14 protein-coding genes are annotated in these 20,146 nt (G+C 74.1%); 5 read left to right on the forward strand and 9 right to left on the reverse strand.

Features of this window, described 5'->3' with window-relative positions:
- Positions 1 to 328: 328 nt before the first annotated feature.
- From AC5WAM_RS02830 to AC5WAM_RS02840, 3 genes are read right to left on the reverse strand one after another with little or no spacing between them, the layout of a single operon-like run.
- A complete protein-coding gene (locus AC5WAM_RS02830; RefSeq protein WP_366789982.1) occupies positions 329 to 1,168 on the reverse strand; it encodes an ABC transporter ATP-binding protein in 840 nt (279 codons plus the stop codon).
- Between the two features lie 45 nt (positions 1,169 to 1,213).
- A complete protein-coding gene (locus AC5WAM_RS02835; RefSeq protein ID WP_366789981.1) occupies positions 1,214 to 2,275 on the reverse strand; it encodes a FecCD family ABC transporter permease in 1,062 nt (353 codons plus the stop codon).
- 14 nt (positions 2,276 to 2,289) lie between these two features.
- The gene (locus tag AC5WAM_RS02840) at positions 2,290 to 3,348 is read right to left on the reverse strand and encodes a FecCD family ABC transporter permease (RefSeq protein ID WP_495521421.1); all 1,059 of its coding nucleotides are present in this window, start codon (positions 3,346 to 3,348) and stop codon (positions 2,290 to 2,292) included.
- Positions 3,349 to 3,695: 347 nt separating this feature from the next.
- Between AC5WAM_RS02840 and AC5WAM_RS02845 the strand changes: the two genes are divergently transcribed.
- Positions 3,696 to 4,643 carry a methionyl-tRNA formyltransferase gene (locus AC5WAM_RS02845; protein WP_366789979.1) on the forward strand — a complete coding sequence of 316 codons (948 nt, stop codon included), beginning with the start codon at positions 3,696 to 3,698 and terminating at the stop codon, positions 4,641 to 4,643.
- A gap of 175 nt (positions 4,644 to 4,818) precedes the next feature.
- Here the strand turns inward: AC5WAM_RS02845 and AC5WAM_RS02850 are convergent, their stop codons facing one another.
- On the reverse strand, positions 4,819 to 5,496 hold the full coding sequence (locus tag AC5WAM_RS02850) for a hypothetical protein (protein ID WP_495521422.1): 678 nt from the start codon (positions 5,494 to 5,496) through the stop codon (positions 4,819 to 4,821).
- A gap of 88 nt (positions 5,497 to 5,584) precedes the next feature.
- Here AC5WAM_RS02850 and AC5WAM_RS02855 point away from each other — a divergent pair, with 88 nt between their 5' ends.
- Together AC5WAM_RS02855 and AC5WAM_RS02860 are read left to right on the forward strand one after the other, a co-directional pair.
- Positions 5,585 to 7,159, forward strand: coding sequence for an amidohydrolase (locus AC5WAM_RS02855; protein ID WP_495521423.1), 1,575 nt, complete (start codon positions 5,585 to 5,587; stop codon positions 7,157 to 7,159).
- A gap of 157 nt (positions 7,160 to 7,316) precedes the next feature.
- Complete coding sequence (locus AC5WAM_RS02860; RefSeq protein ID WP_495521424.1) at positions 7,317 to 8,429, forward strand: M4 family metallopeptidase; 1,113 nt, start codon at positions 7,317 to 7,319, stop codon at positions 8,427 to 8,429.
- Here AC5WAM_RS02860 and AC5WAM_RS02865 read toward each other — a convergent pair.
- On the reverse strand, positions 8,422 to 9,171 hold the full coding sequence (locus tag AC5WAM_RS02865; RefSeq protein WP_495521425.1) for a TetR/AcrR family transcriptional regulator: 750 nt from the start codon (positions 9,169 to 9,171) through the stop codon (positions 8,422 to 8,424). The genes AC5WAM_RS02860 and AC5WAM_RS02865 overlap by 8 nt on opposite strands.
- A gap of 161 nt (positions 9,172 to 9,332) precedes the next feature.
- Between AC5WAM_RS02865 and AC5WAM_RS02870 the strand changes: the two genes are divergently transcribed.
- The gene (locus AC5WAM_RS02870) at positions 9,333 to 11,591 is read left to right on the forward strand and encodes an MMPL family transporter (RefSeq protein WP_495521426.1); all 2,259 of its coding nucleotides are present in this window, start codon (positions 9,333 to 9,335) and stop codon (positions 11,589 to 11,591) included.
- On the opposite strand, the gene AC5WAM_RS02875 is transcribed toward AC5WAM_RS02870, so the two are convergent.
- The 4 genes from AC5WAM_RS02875 to AC5WAM_RS02890 are packed head-to-tail and all read right to left on the reverse strand — an operon-like array spanning position 11,540 to position 18,611.
- Positions 11,540 to 15,007 carry an SAV_2336 N-terminal domain-related protein gene (locus tag AC5WAM_RS02875; protein ID WP_495521427.1) on the reverse strand — a complete coding sequence of 1,156 codons (3,468 nt, stop codon included), beginning with the start codon at positions 15,005 to 15,007 and terminating at the stop codon, positions 11,540 to 11,542. The two genes, AC5WAM_RS02870 and AC5WAM_RS02875, sit on opposite strands and share 52 nt — an antisense overlap.
- Complete coding sequence (locus AC5WAM_RS02880; protein WP_366789972.1) at positions 15,008 to 15,958, reverse strand: AAA family ATPase; 951 nt, start codon at positions 15,956 to 15,958, stop codon at positions 15,008 to 15,010. It abuts the gene before it with no gap.
- A complete protein-coding gene (locus AC5WAM_RS02885) occupies positions 15,955 to 18,222 on the reverse strand; it encodes a VMAP-C domain-containing protein (RefSeq protein ID WP_495521428.1) in 2,268 nt (755 codons plus the stop codon). Before AC5WAM_RS02885 ends, AC5WAM_RS02880 begins: the two co-directional genes overlap by 4 nt.
- On the reverse strand, positions 18,219 to 18,611 hold the full coding sequence (locus AC5WAM_RS02890; protein ID WP_366789970.1) for a CU044_2847 family protein: 393 nt from the start codon (positions 18,609 to 18,611) through the stop codon (positions 18,219 to 18,221). Before AC5WAM_RS02890 ends, AC5WAM_RS02885 begins: the two co-directional genes overlap by 4 nt.
- A 236-nt stretch (positions 18,612 to 18,847) precedes the next feature.
- On the opposite strand from AC5WAM_RS02890, the gene AC5WAM_RS02895 reads away from it, so the two are divergent.
- Positions 18,848 to 20,146, forward strand: a complete 1,299-nt coding sequence (locus AC5WAM_RS02895) for an aminotransferase class V-fold PLP-dependent enzyme (RefSeq protein ID WP_495521429.1) — start codon at positions 18,848 to 18,850, stop codon at positions 20,144 to 20,146.

Below are 20,146 nucleotides of genomic sequence, written 5' to 3' on the forward strand. Positions count from 1 at the left end.
TCCCTTGCTTTCACGCTGTCCGGTGCGCCCCTGTCTCAGGGCAGCCAAACCTTACCTTGCGGTTGTGAGGTAAGCCTAGCCTAACTTTCAACTTGTCTGTGCGCGGGGTCAGTCGGTTCGCCCGGGCGCGGACACGGTCGCGCCGCAGGTGGGGGCCGGTCGGACGGCACCGAGGCGCGCCAGCGGGCGCGGGAGCGCGGAGGCGTGCCGCGCGGGAGCGGGCTCAACCACACCGCGCGCGAGGGGCAGTCGCACGCCGGGGCACGCCCGCGCGGAGCAGCCCCGGCGTTCGCGTGGAGACGGACCGGCGGGCCCGCACGGGCGGGGCTCAGCCCAGCTGCACGTGCGTGCGGCCGATGGGGACGATGAGCGGCCGGTCGCCCACCGGGTCGTCAATCACCATGGCGCGCAGCCCGAACGCCTCGTCAAGCAGCTCGGAGGTGATGACGTCGCGCGGGTGCCCCTGCGCCAGGATCGTCCCCTCCTTCATCACGATGAGGTTGTCGCTGTAGCGCGTGGCCAGGTTGAGGTCGTGCAGGACCATGACCACGGCGCACCCCGACTCGTGCAGGTCGTCCACGAGGTCGAGCACGTCGACCGCGTGGGCCAGGTCGAGATAGGTGGTCGGCTCGTCGAGGAGGAGCAGATCGGTGCCCTGGGCCAGGGTCATGGAGATCCAGACGCGCTGGCGCTGCCCGCCGGAGAGCGAGTCGACCGGCCGGTCGGCCAGGTCGGACACGCCGGTCATGGCCAGGGCGCGCGCCACGACGTCGGCGTCGTCCGACGACCACTGCCGCAGCCAACTCTGGTGCGGATGGCGGCCCCTGGCGACCAGGTCGGACACCGTCAGGCCCTCGGGCGCGACGGGCGCCTGCGGCAGCAGGCCCATCTTCTTCGCCACGTCCTTGGTCTTGAGCCGGACGATGTCCTCGCCGTCGAGGACGACGGACCCCTTGGTCGGCTTGAGCAGCCGCGACAGGGTCCGCAACAGCGTCGACTTGCCGCAGCCGTTGGGGCCGATGATCGTGGTGATCACCCCGGGCGGTATCGCCACGTCGAGATCGTCGATGACGGTCCGCGCGCCGTAGCCGACGCTGACGCCCCTGGCCGTGAGCCGTGCGGCGTCGTCGACGTCGGACTCGATCTCGGTGATGTACTGAGTGACCACAAGCCCCCCTCTGCGCATTTAGGTATGCCTCACCTTTGTATCAGGCTATTTGAGGTTCGCCCGCACCAGGAGGTAGATCAGGAAGGGGCCGCCCACCGCGGCGGTGACCACGCCGACCGGGAGCGTGACCGGCAGGGCCGTGCGCGCGAGGAGGTCCGCGCCGATCAGGAGCAGCGCCCCCACCATGCCGGAGGCCACCATCGGCGGCGTGGGGCAGCGCGCGAGGCGCATCGCCACCTGGGGCGCGACCAGGGCGACGAAGGGGACGGGGCCGGCCGCGCTCACCGCGACGGCGGCCAGCAGGACCGCACACAGGAGCAGGATCGCCCGCACCGCCTGGAAGCGGACGCCGAGGCCCGCGGCGACCTCGTCGCCGAAGTGCAGGGGCTTGAACTGGAAGGCGACGCACGCGACGACGGCGAGCAGCGCCAGCGAGCACCAGAGCGCCACCCAGACCTCGTCCCACGACCGGTTGTCCAGGGAGCCGACGAGCCAGGACTGCGCCCGGGCCACGTCCTTGATGTCGGCCGTGGTCAGGAGCCAGGTCGTGAGCGCCTCCATCACGGCGCTCACGGAGATGCCGATGAGGATGAGCCGGAAGCCGTCGATCCCCCGCCGCCACGCCAGGAAGTACACGAGCAGGCCGGTGAGGAGGCCGCCGCCGAGCGCGGCCACGGACAGACCCACGGAGCCGACGACCGCCGCCGACGCCCCGCCGGAGACCGTGAGCAGGAACACCGAGACCGCGCTCGCGCCCTGGGTGACGCCGAGGACGTCCGGACTGGCCAGCGGATTGCGGGCGATGGACTGGGTGATCGCGCCGGAGACTCCGAGCGCGACGCCCACGACGAGCCCGGCGAGGGCGCGCGGCATCCGCAGGTCCATGATCACGAACTCGTCGACCTGCTCGCCCCGGCCGAAGAGGGTGGCGATCACCCGCGACAGCTCCAGGGGGAAGTCCCCGATGCTGATGGACAGGCAGAACACCACGAAGGTCGCCGCCGTGAGCACGAGCGTGACGAACGCGACCCACGGCCGCCACACGAACGACACCTGGCCGATCCGGATGCCCGGTGTCACCGACGACTTCACATCTGTCCCGTTCACGACGTCCGCCCCGTTCACGCGCTCTTGAACTTTCCACGCCACACCAGCACCGCGAAGAACGGGGCGCCGAGCAGGGAGACGACGACTCCCGCGTCCAGCTCGCCCGGCCGCACCACCAGGCGCCCCACGATGTCGCAGACCAGCAGGACGACCGCGCCGAGCAGACCCGCGTACGGCACCAGCCAGCGGTAGTCGGGGCCGGCCACGAAGCGGGCGATGTGGGCCACCATGAGCCCGAGGAAGGCGATGGGCCCGCACGCCGCGGTCGCCGCGCCCGCGAGCAGGGTGATGGCGCCGATGCCGAGGGTCCGGCTCAGGGCGATGTTCACACCGAGGCCGCGCGCCACGTCCTCGCCCAGGTTGAGCAGGTTGAGCGAGGGCAGGGTGATCGCCGCGAGGACGAGGCCGACGGCGACGAACCCGGCGATCGGCCAGATGACGCCGAACTTCACACCGGCGACGGAGCCCGAGTTCCAGAACCGCAGCGCGTTCAGCGACTTCTGGTCCGACAGCGCGATCGCGGTGGTCATCGCCGTGAGGAACACCGTGATGCCCTGCCCGGCGAGGGCGAGGGTCAGCGGGTTGCCCGCCCCTCTGCCGATGCTCGCGAGCGAGAACACGACGACACCGGCGACGGCCGCGCCCAGGAAGGCGAACCACACGTACTGGAAGGGGTTGGTGAACCCGAACACGGCGATCACCGACACCACGGAGAAGGAGGCGCCCGCGTTCACGCCGAGGAGGCCCGTGTCCGCGATCGGGTTGCGCGTGTACCCCTGGATCAACGCCCCGCCGACACCGAGGGCGATGCCCGCGACGATCGCGAGGACCGTCCGGGGCACCCGCACGGTCTGCACGATGAGCCTGATCTCATTGAGCCGCTGGTCGGCCTCCCGCGAGGCGAAGAGGCCGTGCCACACCTCGGCGGGGCTCAACGCGCGCGCACCGACGGCCAAGGACGCGATCGCCGCGACGACGAGGACCGCCACCAACACGCCCAGACCGACAACCCGCCGTCGGCGGAGCCCTGATGAACCGGTGGGCGCAAGGCGCTCAACTGCAGTTATGCCCATGCGACGTACGTTATCCCTTTGCTCGGGCGGGGACGCGCGGCCAGCGGGGCACCTCACGCCCGGCAAGGAACGCGCCCACGGCTCCACCCCCGCCCTGGTCCCCTGGCAGAGCGCTGCGGAGCGCCCGCCACCCTAGCTGGCGGCGGCCCGGGGCCGGTCGGCACCCGTGCCCCCCTCCCCATTTCACTTAGGCCAGCCTAAGCTAAACTCGCACCGGGGTCGAGAGGCCCGTCACGGTGCGCGCATGCCGGCGGCCATCAACTTCGGCACCCCGTGCGACCATTGCACACCAAGGTAAGCCTTGCTTTACTTACCGCCGGTCAATCCCTGCTCTGAGGAGGAACCCCATGCGGGTCGTCATGTTCGGTTACCAGACCTGGGGGCACCGCACCCTGCAAGCCCTCCTGGACTCCGAGCACGACGTGGTCCTCGTCGTGACGCACCCCAAGAGCGAGCACGCGTACGAGAAGATCTGGAGCGACTCCGTCGCCGACCTCGCCGAGGCGCACGACGTGCCGGTCCTCATCCGCAACCGTCCCGACGACGACGAGCTGTTCGAGCGCCTGAAGGAGGCCGACCCGGACATCATCGTCGCCAACAACTGGCGGACCTGGATCCCCCCGCGCATCTTCGGCCTGCCGCGCCACGGCACGCTGAACGTCCACGACTCGCTGCTGCCGAAGTACGCGGGCTTCTCGCCGCTGATCTGGGCCCTGATCAACGGCGAGACCGAGGTGGGCGTCACCGCGCACATGATGAACGACGAGCTCGACGCCGGTGACATCGTCCGGCAGGAGGCCGTGCCGGTCGGCCCGAAGGACACCGCGACCGACCTCTTCCACAAGACGGTCGACCTCATCGCCCCGGTCACCACCGGCGCGCTCGACCTGATCGCCTCCGGCGAGACGGAGTTCACCCCGCAGGACCGGTCCCAGGCGACCTTCTTCCACAAGCGCTCCACCGAGGACATCCGCATCGACTGGACCTGGCCCGCCGAGGACCTGGAGCGGCTCGTGCGCGCCCAGTCGGAGCCGTACCCCAGCGCCTTCACCTACCACAAGGGCAAGCGCCTGGAGGTCGTGGCCGCGGTCGTCTCCGAGGGGCGCTACGGCGGCACGCCCGGCCGCATCTTCTACCGCGAGGGCGAGGGCGTGGTGATCGTCGCCGGGGCCGACGCCCGCACCGGCCGCAACCACGGCCTGGCCATCACGCGCGTGCGGACCGAGGACGGCCGCGAGCTGTCCGCGGCCGAGTACTTCACCTCCATGGGCGGCTACCTGACCCAGCGCGCCTGACACGCCCTCCCGCCTCCCCGGTCCCTGGGACCGGCCGTCGGCGCCCGCCGCACGGACTCCGGTCCGCGCGGCGGGCGCCGACGCATATCCCCAAAATCTCTCCCAACGGGTCGAGACCTCTTATGCAGGGGCAAAATTCACATAGGGGGAAAACGGGCGAGCCGCCCCCGAAGGGCTACGCCCCGGAGACGGCGGCCGCACTGCCACTGTCGGCGCCGCCACCGTCCGCGCGGTCGGCGCCCACCTCGCCGCCCATGTCGCCGTCATCCACGCGAACCAGCCGATATCGCCGCTCGAAGCGCGGACGGCCGCGCCGGTCCGCCTTCTTGGCGCGCGCCCGGCGCGCGGCGGCGAGCAGGGCGGCGACCTCCGGGCTCCTGCGGCGCAGCCGGAGGAAGGACTGCTCGGACCAGCCGCCGATGACGGCTGCCGAGGACTGGACGGAGCCCTCCCTGATGGCCTTGAGGACCACGCGCAGCGCGGCGGGGCCGAGCCCGGGGGCGTCGGCCGCGACCGGGGCGGCGCGTTCGCGCTCCTGCTCCGCGAGCTCCGCCGCGGCCGTCATGGCGGCCGCGAACGCGGGGTCCTGCTCCTGCCAGTTGCGGAGCATCCGCACGGAGACGCCCGCCGCCACGGCGCACCCGGCCGGGCCGAGTCCGAGCGCCGCGGCGCGCAGCGCGTCGGCGCGGCGCACGGCGGTCTCCTCGCGCAGGCTCGGGTCGCCCCGCAGGGCCTGGAGTAAGGACCGTTCGACGTCTTCTTGCGCGTCGAGGCCCGCGACCACACCATCGGCCCAGGCGTCGAGCCGGTGCGCACAGGCCGCGCGCCGACGTTCCACCCGTCTCTCGTCCACCCCACCCACCACCATCACAACTTAGGCCAGCCTCACCTAACAATAGCTCGCGCGGGACGAAGATTCACTCCTCTGAAGGGATCTGTTCGTGCTTTGCTCCAGGATCACCAACGCCACCATCCTCACGATGGATCCGGCCCGCCCCACCGCCCGGGAACTCGGCATCTGGCGCGGCCGGATCGTGGGACTCGACTCCGACGTGGCGGGGCTCCCGGCGCGGCGCGTCCTCGACCTCGGCGGCGCGACGGTCCTCCCCGGATTCATCGACAGCCACGTCCACCTCATCTGGGCCGGCCTCAAGGCCGGGGCTCCGAGCGTCGCGCCCAGCAGGCGGGTCGACGACATCCTCACGGCCGTGGCCGAGGCAGTGGCCGCCGCGCCCGCGGACGGCTGGGTGAGCCTCGGGGGCTACGACCAGCGCACGCTCGACCGGCCGCTGACCGCCGTCGAACTCGACGCGGTGAGCGCGGGCCGCAAGGTGTGCCTGGGCCACATCTCCGGGCACGCGTGCCTGGTGAATACCGCCGTCCTCAAGCAGCTGCCGCCCCACGTCGCGAGCCCGGACGGCTTCCTCGCGGAGGACGCCATGGGCGCCGCCCTCGCCCTGCGCCCGCCGCACACGCTGGCCGAACTGGCCGACGCCGTCGCCCGGTCCGGCCGCACGTGCCGGTCCCAGGGCGTCACGGCCTGCGCCGAGGCGGGCATCGGTAGCGAGCTGTTCGCGCACAGCCCCATCGAGGGCGCGGCCTTCCAGCTCGCCCACGAGACGGGACGGCTGCCGCTGCGGGTCCAGCTCATGGTGGCGGCGGACGCCCTGCGCCCGGTCGAGGCAGCGCGCGAGGACACCACGACGCGGTCCTTCGGCCTCGGCCTGCGCACGGGCTTCGGCGACGGGCGCCTCTCGCTCGGCGCCCTGAAGGTGTTCACCGACGGCGGCATGATGGCGCGCACGGCCGCGCTCACCGAGCCCTATGCGGGCGGCGCGTCCAGCGGGCAGCTCCAGGCCGACCCCGAGGTGCTCACCGAGACCATCATCGAGGGCCACCGGGCGGGCTGGCAGCTCGCGGTGCACGCCATCGGTGACCGCGCCGTCGACCTGGCCCTGGACGCCCTGGCCGCGGCACACCGCGCGAAGCCGCGCACGGACACCCGTCACCGCGTCGAGCACGCGGGCCTCGTCCGCCCGGACCAGCTCGGCCGCTTCGCCGAGCTCGGGGCGATCGCCGTCGTACAGCCCAGCTTCCTGCGGTACTTCGGGGACGACTACGCCACGGTCATGGGGCCCGAACGCGCGCCGTGGCTGTACCGGGGGCGGGGCTTCCTCGACCACGGGGTGCGCCTCGTCGGCAGCTCGGACCGGCCCGTCGCCGACGGCGCGCCGCTGCGGGCCGTCCAGTTCATGGTCGAGCGGGCCTCCGCCTCCGGCCGGCTCATCGGCCCCAAGGAGGCCGTGAGCGTCGAGGAGGCCCTGCGCGCGTACACCGTCGACGCGGCGTACGCCTGCCGCTGGGAGGACAGCGCGGGCAGCCTCTCCCCCGGCAAGCGCGCCGACCTCGTGGTCCTGGGCGACGACCCACGGCGGGTGGACCCCGGGCGCATCGGCGACATCGAGGTGGTGCGGACGTTCGTCGAGGGCGAGGAACTCGACGGCGCCGCTGCCTGACCGGGCGGTGGCGCGGCGGTGGGTGGCGGCCCGCCGCGACGGGTGTCAGCACACCGCGATGGCTTGTCGCGGTCCTGACAATCCACCGTCGCCCTGGCAGGCTCGTCCCGGCGCACTCCCCCACCCGCCCCGCGCACAGCCGCCGGAAGGAGCCGACATGGCCCGGCCCCGTACGCCCCGCCGTCGCACCCGCCGCCCCGGAGCCCGACTCCTGCTCACCGCCGCCGTCGTCGTGACCTCGGCCCTCCAGGGCGGCCTCGCCCACGCGGGCCCCGCCGGGCCGCGCCCGGTGGCCGGGGTCGGCTGCGGCACGAACGTGGGCCGCGTCCCGCTCGACACCACGTACAACCCGGCCACCGGCCGCTACGAGCTCAACGACCCCCGGCGCGGCAACCACAAGACGTACGACATGCAGAACGGCACCGGCGGGTCCGGCACCGTGGTGACCGACGACGACAACACCTGGTGCGAGGGCGGCCGCCAGTCCGACGCCGTGGCGGCGCACTACATCCACGCGGTGTTCTGGGACTACCTGCTGGAGGTCCACGGCCGCAAGGGCGTGCGCGGCGACGGCAAGGGCGGATGCAGCCGCGTCCACTACGGCCGCAACTACGTCAACGCCTTCTACGAGTCCACCTCCAACTGCGTGACCTACGGCGACGGCACGTCGAACCCCGCCAGGCCCCTGATCCGCATCGAGGTCGGCGCGCACGAGCTGACCCACGGCGTCACGGCGGCCACGGCGGGGCTCGGCTCCTCCGGGGAGCCGGGCGGCCTCAACGAGGCGACGAGCGACCTCGTCGCGGCCGCCGTGGAGTTCCGCGCGGCCAACCCGGCCGACCCCGGCGACTACCTCTTCGGGGAGCGCATCGACGCGGGCGGCCAGACCGCCCTGCGCTCCATGGACCGTCCCTCCCGGGACGGCCAGTCCAAGGACTACTGGTACGCGGGCATCGGCCAGCTCCCGCCCGCCCACTCCGCCGGGCCCGCCGACCACTTCTTCTATCTGCTCGCCGAGGGCAGCGGCCCCAAGGTCGTGGGCGGCGTCAGCTACGACAGCCCGACGTACGACGGCAAGCCCGTCACCGGCGTCGGCAGGGCCGCGGCGGAGCGGATCTGGTTCCGCGCGCTCACCCAGTACCTGACGTCCTCCAGCACCTACCGCTCCGTGCGCACCGCGACGCTCGCGGCGGCCGCGGCCCTGTACGGCACGGACAGCGACGAACACCGCGCGGTGGGCGCCGCCTGGGCGGCCGTCAACGTCACGTGACGTCCGCGCCCGCGGGCGGGATCCGGCGGTGCAGGTCCTCGACCAGGGTCCGCACCGCCAGGCGGAAGACCTCGGCCTGGTGGTCCCCGATGAAGGAGGTGTGCCCGAACACCTCCAGGACGACCAGGCCGTGCAGATGCCCCCACGCGCTCATGAGCAGGGCGATCGCGGGCGGCGGCAGCGACCCCATGCCGTCCGCGGGCAGCTCTTCCAAGTGCTCCCGGAGCGCGGGCGAGAGCTCCGGCACGTCGGCCGCGGCGAGTTGCTCCGTGGTGAACCCGCCGAACAGCTCGCTCTCGAACATCGCGCCCATGCGGCGCACGGCCCGGGTGGTGGGGCCCTCGGGCGGCGCCGCGTAGTACCGCAGGGGCGTGCCGTACAGGAGCTGGAACCGCTCGGGGTGGTCGATGGCCCACTGGCGGTAGGCCTCGGACACGGCCACCACACCCTGGGTTCCGGGCTCGACGGCCGCCGCGTCGAGGCCCGTTCGCATGACTGCGGCCAGATCGTCGTACGTCTTGGCGATGAGCGCGGTGACCAGGTCGTCGCGGCTCGGGAAGTAGTGGTAGAGCGCCTGCACCGTCATGCCGAGGCTCCGGGCGACGGCACGCAGGGACAGGGCCGCGGGTCCGTGCTCGGTGATCTGTGACTCGGCGGCCTCCAGGATCTCCCGGGTGGCCGCGGCGCGGCGCCGCTCGCGCAAGGAGGGCCGGGCCGTGGCGAGTTCGTCCGTTGCGGTCATGCGAGGACCGTACGCCGAAGAGCCTGGCGGCGTACCGGGGTTCTGTGAACTGCTAGGAAAATCTAACACTGCCAAATCTTCTTGCGTCTCCCTACCGTCGTCCTGCGGCACCCGAAGAGTGCGAGACCGCACCCCCTGCCCAGGAACGTTAAGGAGAGAGTGTGTTCGAACGCATAGCCGAGCTGGCGATCCGTCGGTCCCGGCTGGTCCTCATCGTCGCCACCGTGGTGGTGGCCCTCATGGGCGCGCTGGGCGCCGGTGCGTTCGGAAAGCTGCTGGGCGGCGGCTTCGACGACCCGGCCTCCCAGTCGTCCCGGGCCAGGGACGTCATCGACGAGAAGTTCGGCGGAGAGACCAACCTCGTGCTGTTGGTCCGTGCCCCCCGGGGCCGCGTCGACGCCCCGGCCGCCAGGCGCGGCGGCCAGGCCCTGGTGGCCGACCTCAAGAAGGAGCGGGACCTCACCAACGTGGTCTCGTACTGGGACACCAACAGCCCCGACCTGCGGTCCGAGGACGGCGGCGAGGCCCTCGTGCTCGCCCGCGTGAAGGGCCACGACGCCGAGCAGCAGGAGAACGCCAAGGCCGTCATCGACACCTACGCGGGCACCTACAAGGGCGGCCTCACGGTCAAGGCCGGAGGCAGCGCCGGAGTGAGCTACGAGATGGGGCCGCAGACCGAGGAGGACCTCGTCCTCGCGGAGACCATCGCGGTGCCGCTGATCCTGCTGCTGCTCCTGGTCGTCTTCGGCACGGTGGTCTCCGCGCTGCTTCCGCTGGCCATCGCGCTCATCGCCATCGTGGGGGTGTTCGCCGAACTCTCCGTCGTCGGCGGCGTCACCGACGTCTCCGTCTTCGCGATCAATCTGACCACCGCCCTCGGGCTCGGACTGGGCGTGGACTACGCCCTGTTGATGATCAGCCGGTTCCGCGAGCAGCTCGCGGCGGGGGCGAGCGTGGAGGACGCCGTCCGGTGGACCATGAGCACCGCGGGCCGCACGGTCGCCTTCTCCGCCGCTACCGTGGCGGCCGCTCTCGCGGCGCTGATGGTGTTCCCGCAGTACTTCCTCCGCTCGTTCGGCTACTCCGGGGTCGGGGTCGTCGTCATCGCGGCCCTCGCCACCCTGTTCGTGATGCCCGCGCTCCTCAACGTCCTGGGGCACCGGGTCAACAGCGGGCGCATGCCGTGGGCGAAGCCGGGGCGGTCCGGATCCGGGGCCTCGGTGTGGGGGCGCCTGGCCCGCACCGTGATGCGCCGGCCCGCCCGCACCGCCCTGCCCGTGCTCGTGGTGCTGCTCGCGGCGGCGAGCCCGCTGCTCGGCATCACCTTCGGCACGGCGGACGAGCGCGTGCTGCCCGAGGACGCCCGCAGCCGCGAGGTCGCCACCGCGCTGCGGGAGAACTTCCACGGCAACGACGCGGCCGCCCTGCACGTCGTCATCGACGCGTCGGTGGACAGGGGCCCGTTGGAGTCGTACGCAGTCGGTCTGTCCGCCCTGGAGGGCGTGGCCCGCGTCGAGGCCAGCACCGGGGTCTACGCCGACGGGAAGTCCACGGCGACCGGCCCCGGCAACCCGGCGCTCGGCCGCCCCGGCGCACAGCAGCTCACCGTGGTGAGCTCCCTGACGCCCAAGTCCGACGCGGCCAAGGACCTGGTCGAAGGGGTCAGGACGGCCGCCGCGCCCCCCGGGACGCGTCCGCTGGTGGGCGGGGTCGACGCCGAGCTGGTCGACTCCAACGACTCCATCGGCGGCAGGCTCCCGCTCGCCATCGGCCTCATCGCCGCCACCACGTTCCTGCTGCTCTTCCTGTTCACCGGCAGTGTCGTGCAGCCGCTGCGCGCGCTGGTCCTCAACATGGTCAGCCTGGGAGCGACCATCGGCGTCATGACCTGGATCTTCCAGGACGGCCACCTCTCCGGCCTGCTCGGCTTCACCCCGCAGCCGATGGAGACGTCGATGACCGTGCTGATGTTCTGCGTCGCCTTCGGCCTCTCCATGGACTACGAGGTGTTCGTCACCAGCCGCATCAAGGAGCTCCACGACCTCGGCGCGGACAACGAGTCCGCCGTGGCCGACGGCCTCGGGCACACGGGCCGCATCGTCAGCGCGGCGGCCGTCCTGCTCGCGGTGAGCTTCTTCGCCTTCGGCACCGCCGAGATCAGCTTCATGCAGCTGTTCGGCCTGGGCAGCGGTCTGGCCATCCTCATCGACGCCCTCGCCGTCCGCGGCGTCCTCGTCCCCGCCGCGATGCGCCTGCTCGGCCGCTCGGCCTGGTACGCCCCCCGCTTCCTGCGCGCGTTCCACGCCCGCTTCGGCCTCAGCGAGGGCGGACCGGCCCCGGCGCCCGCGCTCCCGGCCCCGGCGGCGCGTCAGGGGAACATCGCCCGCCGCCCGAGCAGCAGCGCCGCCAGACGCAGGTAGGCCTTGTACGCGGCCGGGGTCAGCCAGGACAGTTCGATGGTGCTGGCCATGGCGAGGTGGCCGTCGCGCGGGACGGTGACGAGGCCCCGGCAGCGTGAGCGCAGGGCGCGCACGCTGCCCGGGTCGAGGGTCCAACCGGCCGCAGGGCGGCTGTGGTTGAGGACGACGACGGCCTCCTCCACGAGGTCGGGGCGGTTCAGGGTGACGAGGCGGTCCATGGTCTGCTGGGCCTGGGTGAGTCCGGCGGGGTCGGCGCGGGAGACGATGACGACGCGGTCGGCGTGCTCCAGGACCAGGGACACGGGCTTGTCGGAGTCGATCAGGGTGAGGCGGAAGTACTGCCGCGTCGCCCACACCACCTCGCGGAAGTCCTGGTCGGTGTACTGACCGCCCGCCGAGGGCCGCGACACCGAGTCGTTGGCGAGGACCATCAGGCCCGAGCGGTGCGGTGACAGGAACAGGCTGAGGTCCTCGAAGCGGCGCACCTCGGGCAGGGAGGCCGCCAGATCCGTCAGGCCCGCGAACGTGCCGCGGAAGACGCGGCCGCCGATGCGCACGTGCCGCCCCGCGTGCTTGTCGGCGTCGATCGCGAGGACCCGCTCCTGGCGCTGGTCGGCGAGGACGGCGCCCAGCATCATCGCCGTCGTGGTGCAGCCCGCGCCGTCCTTGACGCCGACGAGCGCGATCCGCAGCGGCTGCGCCAGCGGCGCGCGGACGGTGCGGGTCCAGGTCTCGCTGTCGTCGTCCTCGGACTCCTCGGCGCGCTGCCGCTCCCGCGGCGTCTCGGGGGCGAGCGCGTCGTCGTCGGTCTCCTCCCACGGCTGCGCGCCGGGCAGCCGGGCGCTGAGGGCGTCCGCCACCTCACGGACCGTGGGCCTGCTCTCCGGCTCGGCCGTGACGCAGCGCAGGAGCAGGTCGGCGAGTTCCCCGTCGAGTTCCCCGAACCAGGGGTCGCGCCGCAGGGCGTCGTGCTCGTAGCCCTGCCAGGCACGGCCGGTCGCGGCGCGCAGCAGCACGGCTCCCAGGGAGTACACGTCCCCGGCCGTGATCCGCGACTCGCCCCAGTACGTCACCTCCGGCGCCCGGTAGGGCGAGGCGGGGGGCATCGCCGAGACCGAGGCGCTCCAGGCCCCGTCGATGCGCGCGGACGTCCAGCTGATGATGTGCAGGGTCGACTCGGTCACCAGGACCGCGCCCGGGGTCAGGGAGCCGTGCACGATGCCCCGGCGGTGGCAGCGGCTCACGGCCCGCGTCAGATGCCAGCCGAGCCACAGGAACAGCGGAGTTCCCGCCAGCGGCCCGGCCGCGTCGAGGACCGCGCGCAGCGTCGGCGCGGGCCTGCCGTCGCCGAGGGTGTCCAGGCGCAGCGCGAGCCAGGGCACGGGCACGTCGCGCAGGTCGCTGGCCACGACGGCCGGGGCGTACACGCCGTCCATGCGGCGCAGCGCGCCGCGCTCGTTGTCCAGCAGTTCCCGCGCCACGGGTGAGGCGGACGAGGAGGACACGCGCAGCAGGACCTGGAGGCCGTCCTCGTCCTCGGCGATGTACGCGGTGGGCGTGCCGCCGGCGCCGTCCCTGCGCAGCAGCGTGTACGGGCCGAGCGCGTGCAGGTCCTGAAGGCGCAGCGGCAGCCAGGACGGGGCGGCCTCCAGGCCGGAGGGCAGCAGGACCTCCTCCTCGGCCGCGGCCCTCTCGGGGGCGGGTGCCGCCATGGGGCGGGCGCCCAGGTGGGTCAGGAGGCGGTCCTCCAGCCAGGCGAACGGCCGGGTGCCGGGCAGGAGTTCGCTGGTGCCGGAGGGGTGGGCGAGCCAGGCGGGGAAGTCCGGCGAGCGGCCCACGAGCGCGCGCAGGCGTTCGGTGACGGTCCTGGTGGTGCGGAGCAGGTCGATCGGGGACGCCGTGTCGAGCAGGATGTCCTGGGCGTCGCGGGCGAACCCGAACCTGCGGTGCTGCGCGGGCAGCCGCGCGTCGGCCGGTTCGACCTGCTGCATGAGGCCGCCGAGGAACACCTCGGCGAGGTGCGCGGTGTCCGCCCGCCAGTCCACCGCGGCCTGCACGAGGCGCATCACGGGCACGGTCAGCGGCGACACGGCGGCGAGGTGCGCGGCCAGCCGGAAGGCCTCCGGTGACGCGGCGTCCCGGAACCGGAGCACGGCGGTGGCCGCGTCGGCGCCCCGGGTGTCGGCCCGGCCGCGCGGGGTCGGGGCGTGCGGCGGGACGAGCAGGGGCAGTTCGGTGCTCGCGCCGGGCGAGGCCACGAGCCGGGCCCAGGCCGCGACGGCCGGGGGGTACGGTTCGAGCACCGGCACGGGGACGTCCGCGAAGTCCTCGCCGAGCCCGGAGGGCAGCAGCGGGTCGGACACGTACCAGGTGTCGTTGGCGGCGCCCCGGCGCCGCGTGGTCACCAGCCAGGGCTCGGAGCGGATGCCCGAGCCGCCCCACAGATGGGCGGGCAGGGCGTGCAGGATGGCGGTCGGCCCTTGGCGCGCCCAGCGGCCGAGGGCCTTGCGCATGCGCCCGTCGCGCCAGCAGGCGCCGACGCCGTCGCTGATGACCAGGACCAGGGTGCCCCCGGAGGGGTCCACGGCCGACGCCGGGGACAGCAGCGGGGAGCGGGCGTCGAAGGGGCGGGCGCGCAGCAGCGGTGCCCGCCGGGTGCGGGTGTCCAGGCCGAGGACGCGGATGCCGCGGAACGCGCCGAGGCGCTCCAGGAGGGCGCGCAGCTCGGTCGCCAGGCGCCGCCACAGGAGCATCGAGACGCCGTCGTCGATGAGCAGCACCAGGTCGAGCCAGCGCTGCCGGGCGGGCCGGGTCACCACGTCGGGAAGGCCGGTCTCGGCGAGGGCCGCCGCCGTGGCCACCTCGTCGAACTCGCGCCGGTGCGGATGCGGCTGGGGCTGTTTCAGGAGCCGCAGCGCCCGCCCGAAGCGCAGCTCCTCGTCGCCGAGGGCCTTCTCCTCGGGCACCCGTACCGGCAGCGCTCCGTCGTCCGAGGGGGGCCGGTCGGCCGTGCCGAGGCGGGCGAACTCGGGGGCGCTGCGGGCCGCCGCGGCCGCGTGCAGGGCGCCGAGCAGCTGGGCCGGGGGCGGGGGCGGCGCCGGGGTGCCGGGCGCCGGGGTGCCGTCGGCGGACCCGTCGTCGGTGGCGCGGGAATCGGCGTCGGGCACGGGTTCCTGCGCCGGGCCGGGCGGCGGGGCGGGCAGGGCGGTGCCGGCGAGCGCCCGGGCGAGGGGCGCGTCCCCGTCGGGGGGCAGGCGCGCCGCGAGCCAGACGGCGTCGAGCAGTTCGTGGATGGACAGTTCGTGCCCGGTCAGGCGGCCGAGTACGCCGAGGACCACGGGGGACGGCGCACCGGCGCGGGGCGGCGGGTCGCCGTGGGTCCCCCCGGCCGCGGGGTCCCCGCCTCCGGGGGGCATCTACAGCGCTCCGCCGAGCCGGTGCAGCACCGCGTCCAGGAGCCCTTCGGCGTCCAGGTCGATGCCGCCCTTGCGCAGGAACACGGCGTTGAGCAGCTGGTCGGTGGCCAGTTCGCCGGGGGCGCGGCGGTTGAGGAAGGCGTGCAGGAGGTCGTCCACTCCGGCCAGCGCCTCCTCGCCGAGGTGGGCCGACACGATCTCCCGCAGCCGGGCCTCGTCGGGGTCCGGCAGGGCCAGGCGCACGCAGCGGCGCATGAAGGCGGGCGGGAAGTCGCGCTCGCCGTTGCTGGTGATCACGACGACGGGGAACTCGTGGCAGCGCACCCGGCCGCGCGTGACCGTGACCCAGTCGCCGTCCGCTCCGTGGGTGAGGACCGACACCTCGGACTGGTCGTCCGGAAGCCGGGACAGCTCGGGGATCTCGAACTCGCCCTCCTCGAACACGGTCAGGAGGTCGTTGGGCAGGTCCACGTCGCCCTTGTCGAGCTCGTCGACGAGCAGGACGCGGGGCCGGTCGCGGGGCACCAGGGCCGTGCCCAGCGGGCCGAGCCGGACGAAGGTGCCGATGCCCGGCTCCCCCGCGTCGCGCTCCCGGCGCAGATGCGTCTCGCGCAGGCGGCCGATGGCGTCGTACCCGTACAGGGCGTCCTTGAGGGCCGAGCGGCTGTTGACGGCCCACTGGAGCACCGGGCCGAGGGTGAGTTCGTGGGCGACGGCGTGCGCGAGCGACGACTTGCCGGTGCCGGGGTGGCCGGTGACGAGCAGGGGGCGGCGCAGGTGCAGCGCCGCGCTCACCACGTCGGCCTCGGCGCGGCCGATGAGGTACGGACGGGGCCTCGGGCGGGCGCCGGAGCCGTCGGGGAACCGGCGCCAGGGCGGGGCCTCGGGCAGCTCCACCCGCCGGGCGACGCGGTCGCCGCGGAACAGCCGCCAGTCGTCGTGCCCGCTCATGTCGCCCGCTCCGTTCCCTCACCGCCGTCCGCGGGGCCCGCGAGGCCCTCGACGGGGTCGGCTAGCTGCAGTTCGTCGGGCAGCGGCATCTCGATGTCCTCCCACACCAGCGCGGGGCGGGTGCTGGTCCGCGGATCGGCGTACGCACGCACCCGGAAGTGCCGGACGCGCTCGGGCAGCTGGTCGACGGGCCCGTCGGGGGGCAGCCCGTCGAGGTCCGGGTCCGCCCCGGGGGCCTGGGGGCCGCGGTCCCACAGCACGATGGGCACGCCCATCACCAGGCAGACGGGGAGCAGTTCGACGCGCTGGGCGGCCGTGCCCTGGACCAGGACGCGGGCGGTGTCCCGGTGGACCGTCTTGAGCAGGCCGATGAGGCCCGCCCGGCCGCCGACGGTGCGGTCGGCGCGCAGCGGGTCGCCGCGGTGGCGCGCGTTCCAGCGCCGGGTGAGGTCGGCGGCTCCGGTGCGGGAGCGCCGCCGCAGCCGCGGGCAGCGCAGGATGAGGTGGAAGTCCTCGCCCAGCGGCGCGGGGATGTACTCGTCGACGCCCGCCCCGTCCCACTCGTCCACCGGCAGCTCCAGCGCGTCCGGGGGGACGGAGACGGCAACCAGGGCCACGCCGCGCTCGGCGCCCTCGGTGCCGCCCGCGACCTCGCGGATGAGCCGGGCGATCTCGCGTCCCGCGCGGGGGTGTTCGGTGCCGGTGACCGCGCGGGCCGCGGTGCCGTCGGCGCGCAGCCGCCACACCGCGCAGCGGTAGTGGTCGGCGGGGTCCTTGGCGTGCCGGTCGAGCTCCACCAGGATCCGGGCCCCGGCGGGGGCGGACCGCTGCGACCAGCGTTCGGCGTCGGCACGGCGCTCGCGCAGGGCGGAGGCGTGGATGCCGAGGCGGGCGGCGACTTGGCCGCTCCACTCCTGCAGGGCCCGGCAGGCCAGGCCGCCGGTCTCGGCCGCCACGTACTCGACGACGCGCAGCAGCGCGGGCAGCCGGGGCGTCTCGTCGGGCACCGGGGAGCTGTCGCCGGGCCAGGTCTCCAGCTCGCGCAGCACTCCGTCGACGGCCGTCGGCGCGAGCCGGGCCGCGTGCAGGGAGTGCGGCAGGTCCAGATAGGGCAGGGCGGCGGTCGCGGCGCGGTGGAGCAGGCCCGGGTCGTGTCGGCACAGGTGCTCGAACTTGGCGCGCAGGAGCCGGTGTTCGGCGACCGAGAGCAGTCGCGCGGCGCCCGTCAGACGCCCCAGGGCGAGCAGCCGGTCGAGCTCGCCGCGGCCGCGCGGGTCGTCGGCCACGGTGGGGGCGAGGGACTCGGCGAGGGTGGGCAGTGCCCGCTCGGTGTGGGTGAGGAGCTGGGCCAGTTCGGCCACGGAGGGCGCGGTGCCGTCGGCGGGGGCGCGCAGGCCGAGTTCACCGGCGAGTACGGTGGCGTGGGCGGCGCGGGCCGTGGGGTCGCCGAGCAGCAGGTGCAGGGGGCCGACCATCATGTCCCGCACGGTCTCGTAGGAGTCGGACGCGCCCTCCTGCCCCGCGAGCGGTTCCGGGGGCCGCGCGAGACCGGCCAGATGCGGCTCGGGCAGGGCTCCGGCGCGGCGCAGTTCGAGCAGCACGGACTGCCAGCCGAGGCCCCAGCTGCGCCGGACCGTGTGCTGGGCGGACAGCGCGGTGTCGGGGGCGGTGATGCGGCCCATGACGAGGCCCACGGCGGCGCCGTCGGCGACGCACCACAGGGGGCCGCCGCTGTAGCCCTCGTCGACGGCGGCGCCCGACATCTGTCCGTCCAGGTAGCCGATGCCGTCGTCGTAGGAGGCCACGCGCGCGTCGGCGTAGGAGAAGGGCTGGCCGCCGCCGTACCAGGCCCTGACCTCCTGCCCCCGTGTCATCTCCAGCCAGCGGACGGGGCCGACCGGGGGCGGGGGCTCCTCCCTCAGCTCCAGGACGGCCAGGTCGCCCTCCCACTTCAGGGAGCCGTCGGGGACGGGGCCGAGGTGCTGCGCGCGGGGCGGTATCCACGCCACCAGGCGGGCGGGGCGCGTGGCGGCGGCGGAGAGCACGGGGAAGGACACGTCCAGCGTGACGCCGCCGGGGTCCCGCGCGCTGAGCATCCGCTGCCCCAGGGCCGCGTTGACCACGTGGGCGCAGGTCAGAAGGGTGCGGCCACAGAGGTAGACGCCCGCGCCCGCGGTGCGCGTCCGGTCCGCGCTCAGGACGCGCACCAGGGCCCCGCGCGCGTCCCCGTGCCGCTCGTCGCCGGTCGGCGTGAACCAGCTCATCTCTCGGTCCGCGGGGACAGCTCCCAGGTCGCCGAGACGGTCATGCTCGCCTGGCCGCCCGCGCCGACGATGCCGAGCCTCAGGTCCTGGCCGATCTGGATGCCGAAGTCCACGGAGAGCTCACGGGGCGGGTCGGGGATGCCGCGCACGGCGTCGTGCACCTGTTGCAGAACGGGGCCCAGCGGGCTCAGTACGGAGCGCAGCGCGTCCGTGGCGAGGGTGCCCACGCGCACGCCGCTCCCCACGGGGGTCACTCCGGAGATGCCGCTCGGCAGGTCGGCCTCCACTTCGTCGGGCGCGGCGGCGGGGGCTTCCCCCGCGGCCGCCAGTTCGAGACGGACGTGGGCTCCGTCGTCGAGGGTGAACTCCAGGTAGTCGTATGGCGGCACAGGAAGCATTGTGCAGTTCAAGTCTCCCGTCAGATAGGGGAGTTGACGATTCCGCAGGGAGCCCTGATGACTGGTTCGTCGGCTTGACGCCCTCCCGGCGTTCCGTTCGAGTGCTTACCGTCGGTCGGGTGGCCGGGGGTGCCCAGGCGGGTGTTCGACGCCGCACGGGACATCACGGCCGCCCGCTCTACGAGATCCTCGTCCATGGCCGGGTTCCGATGCCGGGAGGTACCAGGGTGGACAGGCGCAGTGTGCTGGCGGGTGCGGTCGGATCCGCGGCGGTGGCGGCGTGGGGCGGCGGGGTCGCGGAGGCGGTCGACACCGCCGGAGCGAGCGGCCGGCGGCTGCTCGGGCCCGACGGGCGGCCGGACTGGGGGGCGGTGCGGGCGCAGTTCCGCCTCGACCCGGCCTGGGTCCATCTGGCGACGTTCTATCTGGCCTCGCAGCCGCGGGCGGTGCGGGCGGCCGTGGACCATCTGGCCCGGCAGCTCGACGCCGACCCGATGCTGGTGCCGACGAAGCTGTCCCTGCCCGACGGGCCGACGGACTGGGACCGCGTGCGGAAGGCCCTCGCCGGATACCTGGGCGGCGAGGCCGAGCACATCGCCCTCGCCGCGAGCACCACCATCGGCCTCGGCCTCGTGTACAACGGCGTGCGCGTCCGCCCCGGCCAGGAGTTCCTGCTCAGCGAGGACGACCACTCGGTACACCAGGGCGCCGCGCGCCTCGCCGCGGAGAAGCACGGGGCCCGGGTGCGCCTCGTCCCGTGGTTCGCCGACTCCGGCGAGGCCACCGCCGAGGAGGTGGTGAGCGCGGTCCGTGCGCAGCTGCGCCCCACGACCCGTGTCCTCGGCGTCACCTGGGTGCAGTCAAGGACCGGGGTGCGGATGCCGGTCGAGGCCATCGCCGAGGTGGTCCGGGAGGCCAACCGGGGCCGCGAGGAGGCCGATCGCTGCCTCCTGGTGGTCGACGGGGTGCACGGGCTCGCCGCGGTGGACGCCGACGCCGCTCGCCTGGGTGCCGACGTGGTGGTCGCGGGCACGCACAAGTGGCTGCTCGGACCGCGCGGCACCGCCCTGGTGTGGCTGGCTCCGCACGCGCTGGCGCAGGTGCGCCCGACGTTCGCGAGCTTCATGGGGGACGCGGGCGCCGCCGCGCTGTCACCGGGGGGTTTCCTCGCCTACGAGCACGCCTTCGCGCTGCCGGTGTCCGTCGCGTTCCACCAGGCTCTGGGCCGCTCCCGGGTCGCCGGGCGGATCGCGGACCTGTCGACACGGGCCAAGGAGGGTCTCGCCCGCATCCCGGGCGTACGGCTGCACACGCCCGTGGCGCCGGGGATGTCCGCGGGCATCACCTGCTTCAGCGTGCGGGACCTCCCCGGGTCCGCCGTGGTCGAGCGGGCGGCCGAACGCAAGGTGCGGCTGTCCTCGCTGTACCACGACAGTCTGGGGTACGCACGGATCGGCACCGGCGTCATGAACTCACCGCGGGACGTGGACGTCGCGCTGCGGGTGGTACGCGACATCGCGGGCTGA

Source organism: Streptomyces sp. JLYT201, assembly GCF_059448825.1.

What these genes read in the sequence shown, in the direction of transcription:
- AC5WAM_RS02845 (WP_366789979.1), top strand. Translation starts at nt 3,696, where the DNA reads ATGCGGGTCGTCATGTTCGGTTACCAGACCTGGGGGCACCGCACCCTG.
- AC5WAM_RS02880 (WP_366789972.1), bottom strand. Translation starts at nt 15,958, where the DNA reads ATGAGCGGGCACGACGACTGGCGGCTGTTCCGCGGCGACCGCGTCGCC.
- AC5WAM_RS02840 (WP_495521421.1), bottom strand. Translation starts at nt 3,348, where the DNA reads ATGGGCATAACTGCAGTTGAGCGCCTTGCGCCCACCGGTTCATCAGGG.
- AC5WAM_RS02860 (WP_495521424.1), top strand. Translation starts at nt 7,317, where the DNA reads ATGGCCCGGCCCCGTACGCCCCGCCGTCGCACCCGCCGCCCCGGAGCC.
- AC5WAM_RS02885 (WP_495521428.1), bottom strand. Translation starts at nt 18,222, where the DNA reads ATGAGCTGGTTCACGCCGACCGGCGACGAGCGGCACGGGGACGCGCGC.
- AC5WAM_RS02875 (WP_495521427.1), bottom strand. Translation starts at nt 15,007, where the DNA reads ATGCCCCCCGGAGGCGGGGACCCCGCGGCCGGGGGGACCCACGGCGAC.
- AC5WAM_RS02865 (WP_495521425.1), bottom strand. Translation starts at nt 9,171, where the DNA reads ATGACCGCAACGGACGAACTCGCCACGGCCCGGCCCTCCTTGCGCGAG.